Source organism: Polaromonas sp., from assembly GCF_041689105.1.
GTDB lineage: Bacteria > Pseudomonadota > Gammaproteobacteria > Burkholderiales > Burkholderiaceae_C > Polaromonas.
Genome location: NZ_JBDNGU010000092.1, coordinates 19019 through 28841, shown reverse-complemented (window position 1 = coordinate 28841; position 9823 = coordinate 19019). Strand labels below are relative to the sequence as shown.

Here is a 9823-nt window from a genome sequence, read left to right as displayed (position 1 = left end):
GAGCGAAAATCGGGCCCAGCGAGGACAGTTTTTGCCGGATTTGCAGACCCATAGCCCAGCTATGGGACAAAAAGACGGTGAAAAATGGACCGCTGCGGTCGATTTGCAGCCGACGATTCCCAAGTCCGACAGGCTCCTAGGAACCATCCTGTCTGTTTAACCCGTTCGCCACGAGCTGCCGAAGGGTTGTCTGGCTCAACAGGCTTCGAGAGGTTCCGCACGAACACGGCGTCCAGATGCCCGGCCATCGTCCGGAAAAGCTGGCTACACCTCGCCTTCCGTTGACATGGATCATGAACGCGCGCAGTTGAACTGCCAAAAAATGACCAGAGTCCATAAACTGGCCGTTCAACATCCGGAGTTCGCCATGACACCTTTTCGCCTCGCTTCAATCATCGCAGTCACCGCAACCCTGGGCTTGGCCGGTTGTGCCGGTCCCTACCGCCACATGGCCAATCAGGGCACCGCAGCACAGGCACCCGGGCAGGCCATGCCCATGGCCGGTCCCGGCGGCCCCATGGCGCGCATGGACGATCAAATGACAGCCATGCGTGCCGTGCACGACAGAATGTCGCGCGCCAGGACGCCTGAGGAGCGCAACGCCCTGATGGCCGAGAACCACAAACTCATGCAGGACGGCATGGGCATGATGGGCGGCATGGGACCCGGCGCTGCGGGAGGCATGGGCGGCATGATGGGACCCGGTCAGGGCCCCATGGCCGGTGACCCGGTGACACGTCAGCAATGGATGGAAAAACGCATGGAGATGATGCAGTCCATGATGCAGATGATGATGGACCGCCTGCCCCCTGCACCCGCCAAACCCTGAAAGTCACCATGACCTCCAACATCGCTTCCTCCGCAGGCGCGGCCTACGGCTTTTACTGCAAGCCACACGACAACAACTTTGCCCATGTGGTGGCCCGTGTCACCGACGCCCTCAAGGTCGAGGGCTTCGGCGTGCTGACCGACATTGACGTGCAGGCAACCATGAAAACCAAGCTGGGGGTCGATGTGCGGCCCTACCGCATCCTCGGTGCCTGTAACCCGCCGCTGGCGCATCGTGCGCTGACCGCCCAGCCCGATATCGGGTTGCTGCTGCCCTGCAACGTCATCGTGCGTGAAGATGACGACGGCAGCTTCACGGTGGGTTTCATGGACCCGGTGGCGGTGATGCAGATGGCCGACGACCCCGAAGTGGCTCGTGTGGCCGACGAGGTCCGCAGCCGCCTTGAGCGCGTTCGCTCGGCATTGACCGCAGCACCCGGCGGTACCGCGAAAACCTGAGAGGCTCAGCGCATGTCCGGTCTGTTTGACGGCGGTGGCCAGTCCGCCTGAGAAACGATCCCGGTCACCTGACCTCCCTTCCACGGGCAGGGTTAACGCCGTCGGCGGCTTGACCTCTCCACCATGGGAAGGTTTATGCTTTTTATGAAGCTGTTCAGGCCTTCAGAAAAAAAGGATGCTTTCCATGAACCACACACCTCACACTCAGCCTCACCCTGATGGCGTGGCTGCCGGCTCTGCGCGTGGCGCCGGACATGACCACAGTCATCCCCACACCGACGCCCCCACCGATCTCAAGGACCCCGTCTGCGGCATGACCGTCACCACAGCGTCAGGCCATCAGCTTGAGCACGAAGGCCGGTCCTGGTATTTCTGCAGCGCCGGTTGCCTCGGAAAATTCGCGGCCAATCCGTCGGCCTACCTCGACAAACCGGCAGCCCTACCCGCGTCTGCAGAAAAAGACGCAGCTGGCGAGGGCCAGGCCGGGGCCACCATCTACACCTGCCCCATGCACCCGGAGATCCGGCAGGACCATCCCGGAAACTGCCCCATTTGCGGCATGGCGCTGGAGCCTGTGATGCCCACGCTGGAGGATGACGACAACCCCGAACTGCGATCTTTCACGCGCCGTTTCTGGTGGACACTCCCGTTCAGTATCGTGGTGACCACACTGGCCATGTTTGGTCACCAGCTTGGCTGGTTCGACATGGCCGTTCAGAGCTGGATCGAACTGGTACTGACCCTGCCCGTCGTCCTGTGGGCGGGCTGGCCATTCTTCGTGCGGGGCGCGCAATCGGTGATCCATCGCAGTCCGAACATGTGGACCCTCATTGGCCTTGGGACCAGCGCTGCCTTTATTTACAGCGTGGTTGCCACAGTGGCACCCGGCGTGTTTCCCGACTCGTTCATTTCCATGGGCCGCGTAGCGGTTTATTTTGAAGCAGCCGCCGTGATCATCTCCCTGACGCTGCTCGGTCAGATCCTGGAGCTGAAGGCGCGTTCGCAGACCTCGGCCGCGATCAAGTCACTGCTTGGGCTGACGCCCAAGACCGCGCGTCGCATCCAGGCCGACGGCACGGAAGAAGACGTGCCGCTGACCCATGTGCATGTGGGCGACAGCCTGCGTGTGCGTCCGGGCGAGAAAGTGCCGGTTGATGGTGTCGTCACTGAAGGCAGCAGCGCAGTTGATGAATCGATGCTGACCGGCGAACCCCTGCCCGTGAGCAAACAGGTGGGTGACAAACTCATTGGCGCCACACTCAACACCAGCGGGGCCCTGGTCATGCGCTCCGAACGTGTGGGCGCGCAGACCATGCTGTCGCAGATCGTGCAGATGGTTGCGCAGGCCCAGCGCTCGAAGGCGCCCATGCAGCGCATGGCCGACCAGGTGGCAGGCTGGTTTGTCATGGCCGTGGTGACTGCGGCCCTGTTGACCTTTTTCGGTTGGGGATTTTTCGGCCCGCAGCCGAGTTGGGTCTTTGGCCTGATCAACGCGGTGGCGGTGTTGATCATCGCCTGCCCCTGCGCGCTGGGCCTGGCCACGCCGATGTCCATCATGGTGGCTACCGGCAAAGCGGCCGGCCAGGGCATACTTTTTCGCGATGCTGCGGCGATCGAACACTTGCGCACTGTCGATGTGTTGATCGTCGACAAGACCGGCACGCTGACGGCCGGCAAGCCGGCATTCGACCGGGCGGTCCCGGCCGCCGGCTTCAGCGCTGACGAGGTGTTGCAGCTGGCCGCCAGCCTGGACCAGGGCAGCGAGCACCCGCTGGCAGACGCCATCGTGCGTGCGGCGCGCGAGCGGGGCCTGTCGCTGGACAAACCCGAGCGTTTCGAGTCAGCCAGCGGCATCGGTGTCAGCGGGCGTGTGGCCGGCCGGACACTCGCACTCGGCAACACCGCACTGATGGAGCAGTCCGGTGTGGCTGTAGACGCATTGCTGACGCAGGCAGAAGCGCTGCGCGCCGAGGGCGCCAGCGTGATGCACCTCGCTGTGGACGGCCAGCTCGCCGGCCTGCTGGCCGTGGCCGATCCGGTCAAGGCCAGTACGCCCGAGGCACTGGCAGTACTGAAGACTGCCGGCCTGCGCGTGATCATGGCCACCGGTGACGGGCTGACAACCGCCAAGGCCATCGCCACACGCCTGGGCATCGACGAGGTCCACGGCGGCGTGCAGCCCGCCGACAAGCTGGCCCTGGTCAAGCGCCTGCAGGAGGAAGGCCACATCGTGGCCATGGCGGGCGACGGTATCAATGACGCGCCGGCCCTGGCCCAGGCCAATGTGGGTATCGCGATGGGCACGGGTACCGACGTGGCCATGAACAGCGCCCAGATCACGCTGGTCAAGGGCGACCTGCGTGGCATCGCGCAGGCCCGGGCGATCTCGCAGGCGACCATCGCCAACATGAAGCAGAACCTCGGCTTTGCCTTTGTTTACAACGCCTTGGGCGTGCCGCTGGCCGCGGGCCTGCTTTACCCTTTCACCGGCTGGCTGCTGTCCCCAATGATCGCCGCGCTGGCGATGAGCTTGAGTTCGGTGTCGGTGATCAGCAACGCGCTGAGGCTGCGCGGGTCACGACCGCCGGCCAGTCCATGATCTTTGTCGCTGGATGCGCTTGGCCTCCACCCGCCAGCGGCGCTGGGCTGCGCCGTGCACACCATGATGCCGGCGGGCCGCGCCTACACAACGGCAGAACCTGGTGTCAACATCGTACGGGCGGCGTCTCACAAAACCGGGCCGCTGCGGGCCATCGGCATGGTCATCCACTGCGGTCGGCAACTGGCCACGGCCAAGGCGCGCATCGTCAGGCCGGAAGGCAAGCTGTATGCCACGCAATAACAACCTGCCCGGTGTTTGAAGTGCCTGCGTCCCAAGCCGGAGAAGCGGCCGCCCTGGATCGCGGCGCGGCGGCTTAAACCGGCTGGCGGGCCATCGGTCCCGACTGCGTCCTGATCTGTTCGACGCGCCGGTTGACCAGCGCCGCAGCCAGCATCCACTTGACACGGGTCAGCCAGCCGAGTTGAAGTTCTTCGTGCGCCTTGTCGCGGTAGAAATGCTCCGGGTCATGGGCCACACCCCAGTCATGCACCGGCAAACTGGCGGCGTCCGATGCATGGTACTGCGCGTAGGACGAATGTTGTCCATCCCAAAAATGGCTGCCCCGCACGTGGATGCCATAACCGACCTGGGTGTCCTGCTGGTTGAGCAACGTCACGGCGTGGGTTTCCAGCAGCGAGTCCGTGACATAGGTGTCGGTCTGCAGCCAGCGTCCATCGAGGTAAACCTCGCCGATGGCGTGTGTGATGGTGTCCTGCTGGATATCAATGATGCCCTTGAGAAAACCACTGGGCAGCGTCACAAAGCGAAGGCGTGCCGGGACACCGACCGAACGCAGCAAGGCCACAAACAGCGTTCCCTTGGTGTGGCAATCACCGCGCCCGGCTTTCAGGACAGCGGCGGCCGGCACATGGTCGAAGCCCGCGACGCAGCCAAACGGCATGGCCTTCACGTAATCGTGGATCAGGATGGCTTTCTGGGTTTCGGTGGTGGCCAACTGCGTAATGCGCAAGGCCTGGATTCGGAGTTTGGGGTCGTCCAGGTCCAGCAAGTGGGTGGCGACCATCCAATCACGGGGATGCTCATTCGGGAAAGGCAAGGACATGGGTGGCAGGCGCAGTTTTTATTGCAGCTGATTATGCAGGCCGAATTGCGGCAGACCCGACAGAGCAGCCACAAAACAGCGACAGTGTGGTGTGCCTGCCATGCCACCACAGGGCGCGAGGTGTTAAAAATTGCCAGACAATCACAGCGAACCCCGATCAACTTCCACGAACTACCACGAAAGTCACACGATGAGGCTCCTGCACACCATGTTGCGCGTTGGCGACCTGCAACGCTCGATCAACTTTTATACCGAGGTGCTGGGCATGACGCTGCTGCGCACTTCGGAAAACCCCGAGTACAAATACAGCCTGGCGTTCGTCGGCTACGAAGGGGGCAACCCGGGACAGGCCGAGATCGAGCTGACCTGGAACTGGGGCACCAACAGCTACGAGATGGGCACCGCCTATGGCCACATTGCACTGGGCGTACCAGACGCTTGCGCTGCCTGCGACAAGATCAAGGCGGCCGGCGGCAACGTGACGCGCGAGGCCGGTCCGGTTAAGGGCGGCACCACCGTGATTGCCTTCGTGACGGACCCGGATGGCTACAAGATTGAATTGATTGAGCGCAAGGAAGGCTCGAACGGCGGTGGTTTGCGTTAAGCCCAGGACGGCCGGCGAACTATTTTCCCATCAACTGGTTCAACTTCTCGGCCTCAAATGTCTCCTGCAGGGCGGCATCATCCGGCACGCAGTCCTTGTGCACCTTGCCGCTTTCCGACAACTTCTCGATGGCCTGCCAGAGCAGGGCGATCTGGTGCTCCTGGGAGGAAGCGTTGTCGATCAGGCCTTTCATGGCTTGTGACACCGGGTCGTCATCCAGAGTGATGCCGTAAGCCGAGAATTTGTTCTGCGCCGTCGTGACGTCCGCACTTTCACCCGTTTTGGACGGAATGATGCGTGCCGGGATACCGACCGCCGTGGCGCCGGCCGGCACCGGCTTGATCACCACCGCGTTGCTGCCGATCTTGGCGCCGTCGCCAACCAGAAAGCCGCCCAACACCTTGGCGCCGGCGCTGACCACCACGTTTTTTCCCAGCGTCGGGTGCCGCTTGGTGCCCTTGTAGAGCGAGGTGCCGCCCAGGGTCACACCCTGGTAAATCGTGCAGCCATCACCGATCTCGGCGGTTTCACCAACCACCACACCCATGGCGTGGTCAAAAAACACGCGTTCGCCGATGACGGCACCCGGATGGATCTCGATGCCGGTCAGCCACCGCGCGATGTGCGAGATAAAGCGCGCCACCCACTTGAGGCCCTGCCCCCAGCAGGCATGCGCGAGCCGGTGCAGCAAGATGGCGTGCAGGCCCGGGTAGCAGGTCAGCACCTCCCAGCCACTGCGCGCAGCAGGGTCACGTTCGAGGATGCACTGGATGTCGGAGCGGAGTCGGGAGAACATGCTGCGAGTTTATGGCTTGGCCGGAGTCTTTGCTGGCGCGCCCATTTCGCCCGGAACCGGCCAGGCTTTTTGCGACATGGCCTTGGCCACGCCGCGCAGGATGTGGATTTCTTCCGGTCTGAGCCGCGCCCGGTTGAAGAGCTGGTTCAGGCGCGGCATCAGTTTTTTAGGCGACGCCGGGTCCAGGAAACCGATAGCGGCGAGTGCCTCTTCCCAATGTTTGAGCATGCCGGCCACGGCGGCGGCGTCGGCTTCAGGCGACTCTGCGACCGCCGCCTGCACCGAAAATCCGCCCAGTGCCTCGCGCCAGTCGTAGGCAATCAGTTGCACCGCAGCGGCCAGGTTGAGCGAGCCGAAGGCCGGGTCCGTCGGTATGCTCAGCGCCACATGACAGCGGTAAACATCTTCGTTTTGCATGCCGAATCGCTCGGAGCCGAACAAAAAAGCCACACCGCCGGGTTTTGAAGAAAAATCGGCCTCCCGCCCTTGTATTGCGGGCGCAGTAAGCTCACTTTTTAATAGCAAATCGGCGCCACCCAGCAACGCGGCAAAGTGTTCGCGCGGTGCGCGCGTGGGCGGGCCGAAGTCGCGCGGGGTCATGGCCGTGGCGCACAGGTGGGTCATGCCGTCCAGGGCCTCATCCAGCGTGGCGACGATGCGGGCGTTGTTCAGCACGTCCAGCGCCCCGCTGGCGCGCTGTATGGTTTCCTCGCGCCTGAGCACATTGGCCCAGCGCGGCGCCACCAGCACGAGATCGCCGAATCCCATGACTTTCATGGCGCGCGCGGTGGCACCCACATTGCCAGCATGGCTGGTGTTGATCAGGACAAATCGCGTTTTCATGGCTAAAAGGGGGAGACGGCTCGTGCGAGCCGGTAAAATGGCTTTATTGTCGCCTGCCCCCGGTTACCGGGCCGCAGCCCTTGTGCTCTTTCTTAGTCCTATATGTCCAGCAATCTCCACCCCATGCTCAATGTGGCCATCAAGGCTGCGCGCGCCGCCGGCGCCATCATCAACCGCGCAGCGCTCGATGTGGAGTCGGTCCGGGTCTCAGTCAAGCAGACCAACGACTTCGTCACCGAGATCGACCAGGCCGCAGAAGCCGCCATCATTGAAACCCTGCTGACCGCCTACCCCGGCCACGGCATCCTGGCCGAAGAATCAGGCAGCGAACACGGCGCCAAAGACTCCGAGTTCGTGTGGATCATCGACCCGCTGGACGGCACCACCAACTTCATTCACGGCTTTCCCGTTTATTGCGTCAGCATCGCGCTGGCGGTCAAGGGCAAGGTCGAGCAAGCGGTGGTTTATGACCCCACCCGCAACGATATATTCTGCGCCACCAAAGGCCGCGGCGCCTACCAGAACAACCGCCGTATCCGCGTGGCCAAACGCACCCGCCTGCAGGAGTGCCTGATCTCGACCGGTTTCCCCTACCGCCCGGGCGACAAGCTCAAAATCTACCTGAACATGCTGGGCGAGGTCATGAGCCAGTGCGCCGGCGTGCGCCGTCCCGGGGCGGCCGCGCTGGACCTGGCCTACGTGGCGGCCGGCTACAGCGACGGCTTCTTTGAAGCCAACCTCAAACCCTGGGACGTGGCAGCCGGCTCGCTGCTGGTCACCGAGGCTGGTGGCCTGGTCGGCAACTTCACCGGCGAAGCCGAATTCATGGACCACGGCGAATGTGTGGCCGGCAACCCGCGCATCTACGGCCAGCTGGTGACCGCGCTGGGCAAGTACAGCAAGTTTGCCGGTGCCGGCGACAAAGCCGCGGTGCGTCAGGCGCTGGCCGATGACGCAGCCAGCACGGATGCACCGGCTGCCACTCAAACCCTTTCAAGGCCGCGCGCTGGGCGCGCCGTCACACCCGACTCCAGCGATCTGGCCTGAGGCCGCCTGCCTGCCTTGAAACCGAGCGACCTGCCCGCTGCTGCGCCTGACGCGGCCCCCTTCCGACGCCGCTGGCAAACACACGTCGATGATGCAGCACTACCCGCGCATGACTTTCAAAGGCGCATGAATGCTAGAGACTGCCAGGTAAGTCATGCGCTCAGTCCCCCTCTGATCCCCCGAAACCGTGTAGCCAAGTGACGGCACTTGAGGGCGTTTGAACTTGACCGCATGGGCCGGTCAAGCCACCTTTTGATGCGGCGCGATGGGTGTTCCGCTACCGTTTTAGGTGCGGTTTTCCAACGCTTCTTGGCCTGCTTTTTTGCCCGCGCCAAAGCCCATTTTTTCCAAGCCAGCGACACCTCATAAACGAAGAGCGACCAGCAAAGCGCCAAGCTGAATAACGCTCACAGCCATAAGGCACCGGAATGCTTCCATGGAGCATTCCCACACGCATTTTCCCGATGCGCACCATCGGCACCCCCCACACAGCCACTGCCACGTCAAGCGTTGAAAATGATGGCCTGCACTTCATTCTAATATTCGTTAGACTAACGGAATGGAAAAACGAAATGTCAAAGACCTTCTCTACGAACAAGTGGCCCGTATTGGCAAAGCCATGTCGAGCCCGAAAAGACTGGAACTTCTGGAAGTTCTCGCGCAGGGCGAGAAGTCAGTCGAGGCCTTGGCCGGTGAGCTCTCTATCGAGATCAAACTGACCAGTGCGCACCTGAAAGTTCTCAAAGAGTCCCGTCTGGTGGCGACGCGAAAGGACGGCAAGTTCGTCTTCTACCGCCTTGCTGGCCCCGACGTGGCCAATCTTTGGGTGTCCATGCGGGAATCTGCCGAGGAACACCTGATTGAGCTGCGGGTGGCCCTGGACGGAATCGCCAACGCGCCCAACAAGCTCGAAAGCGTCAGCCGCAAACAGTTGATCGAGCAAGCCAGGAAGGGAGACATCGTCATGATCGACGTGCGCCCGCAAGCCGAATACGAGGCGGGGCATCTGCCCTTCGCGCGTTCAATGCCCTTGGACGAGATTGCCAAACGCATCGCGGAGCTGCCCAAAGACAAAGAGATCGTCGCCTATTGCCGCGGCCCGTTTTGCCTGTTTGCCGAGGAGGCGGCCAAGCTGATCGCAAGCAAAGGCCGCAAGGTCAGCAAGCTACTCGATGGCGTAGCCGAATGGCGTTCTGCGGGCATGCCCCTGGAAACCAAGGAAATCCTATGAGCTACATCCTGTTCATCATCAATGACGCACCCTACGGTAACGAGCGAGCCTACAACGCCCTGCGATTGGCGGGAGCCATCGCCGCCAAGGAAGACGCCAATGTCCGCGTATTCCTGATGGCAGACGCAGTGGGCTGCGCAAAGGACCACCAGAAGGTTCCCGAGGGCTACTACAACACCCAGCTCATGCTCTCCAAGATCGTCCGCAAGGGCGATGTTGCCCTATGCGGAACTTGCATGGACGCGCGCGGATTGGCGGAGTCCGAATTGATCGAAGGCGCCAAGCGCTCTACCCTGGCCCAGTTGGCCGATTGGACGCAGGAAGCGGACAAAGTTTTGGTTTTCTGAGGA

Annotated in this window: 10 protein-coding genes and 1 pseudogene; 8 read left to right on the top strand and 3 right to left on the bottom strand. The window is 62.5% G+C overall.

The annotated features are described in order from the left end of the window. Positions 1–367 precede the first annotated feature (367 nt). The 4 genes and pseudogenes from ACESMT_RS09655 to ACESMT_RS09640 form a co-directional block, all read left to right on the top strand. Positions 368–829 carry a hypothetical protein gene (locus ACESMT_RS09655; protein WP_372826365.1) on the top strand — a complete coding sequence of 154 codons (462 nt, stop codon included), beginning with the start codon at positions 368–370 and terminating at the stop codon, positions 827–829. An 8-nt stretch (positions 830–837) separates the two neighbouring features. Continuing rightward, positions 838–1287 carry a DUF302 domain-containing protein gene (locus tag ACESMT_RS09650; RefSeq protein ID WP_372826364.1) on the top strand — a complete coding sequence of 150 codons (450 nt, stop codon included), beginning with the start codon at positions 838–840 and terminating at the stop codon, positions 1285–1287. A 184-nt stretch (positions 1288–1471) separates the two neighbouring features. Further along, complete coding sequence (locus ACESMT_RS09645; RefSeq protein ID WP_372826363.1) at positions 1472–3886, top strand: heavy metal translocating P-type ATPase; 2415 nt, start codon at positions 1472–1474, stop codon at positions 3884–3886. A gap of 36 nt (positions 3887–3922) precedes the next feature. Next, a pseudogene (locus ACESMT_RS09640) lies at positions 3923–4206 on the top strand (hotdog fold thioesterase); the annotation flags it as partial. Here the strand turns inward: ACESMT_RS09640 and ACESMT_RS09635 are convergent. Further along, the gene (locus ACESMT_RS09635) at positions 4203–4952 is read right to left on the bottom strand and encodes a transglutaminase family protein (RefSeq protein ID WP_372826362.1); all 750 of its coding nucleotides are present in this window, start codon (positions 4950–4952) and stop codon (positions 4203–4205) included. The pseudogene ACESMT_RS09640 and the gene ACESMT_RS09635 overlap by 4 nt on opposite strands. Positions 4953–5142: 190 nt before the next feature. On the opposite strand from ACESMT_RS09635, the gene gloA reads away from it, so the two are divergent. Then, positions 5143–5556: a lactoylglutathione lyase gene (gene gloA, locus ACESMT_RS09630; protein ID WP_372826361.1), complete on the top strand. Its 414-nt coding sequence runs from the start codon at positions 5143–5145 to the stop codon at positions 5554–5556. Between the two features lie 19 nt (positions 5557–5575). Here gloA and cysE read toward each other — a convergent pair whose 3' ends face one another. Both cysE and ACESMT_RS09620 read right to left on the bottom strand, forming a co-directional pair. Next, positions 5576–6352: a serine O-acetyltransferase gene (gene cysE / locus ACESMT_RS09625; protein WP_372826360.1), complete on the bottom strand. Its 777-nt coding sequence runs from the start codon at positions 6350–6352 to the stop codon at positions 5576–5578. 9 nt (positions 6353–6361) lie between these two features. After that, positions 6362–7195, bottom strand: coding sequence for an RNA methyltransferase (locus tag ACESMT_RS09620; protein WP_372826359.1), 834 nt, complete (start codon positions 7193–7195; stop codon positions 6362–6364). A 102-nt stretch (positions 7196–7297) separates the two neighbouring features. Here ACESMT_RS09620 and ACESMT_RS09615 point away from each other — a divergent pair, with 102 nt between their 5' ends. The 3 genes from ACESMT_RS09615 to ACESMT_RS09605 all read left to right on the top strand — a co-directional run bounded on the left by ACESMT_RS09615 (position 7298) and on the right by ACESMT_RS09605 (position 9820). After that, complete coding sequence (locus tag ACESMT_RS09615) at positions 7298–8242, top strand: inositol monophosphatase family protein (RefSeq protein ID WP_372826358.1); 945 nt, start codon at positions 7298–7300, stop codon at positions 8240–8242. Between the two features lie 559 nt (positions 8243–8801). Next, on the top strand, positions 8802–9473 hold the full coding sequence (locus tag ACESMT_RS09610) for an ArsR/SmtB family transcription factor (RefSeq protein WP_372826357.1): 672 nt from the start codon (positions 8802–8804) through the stop codon (positions 9471–9473). Further along, a complete protein-coding gene (locus ACESMT_RS09605) occupies positions 9470–9820 on the top strand; it encodes a DsrE/DsrF/TusD sulfur relay family protein (protein ID WP_372826355.1) in 351 nt (116 codons plus the stop codon). The genes ACESMT_RS09610 and ACESMT_RS09605 overlap by 4 nt, the downstream gene beginning before the upstream one ends. Positions 9821–9823 lie beyond the last annotated feature (3 nt).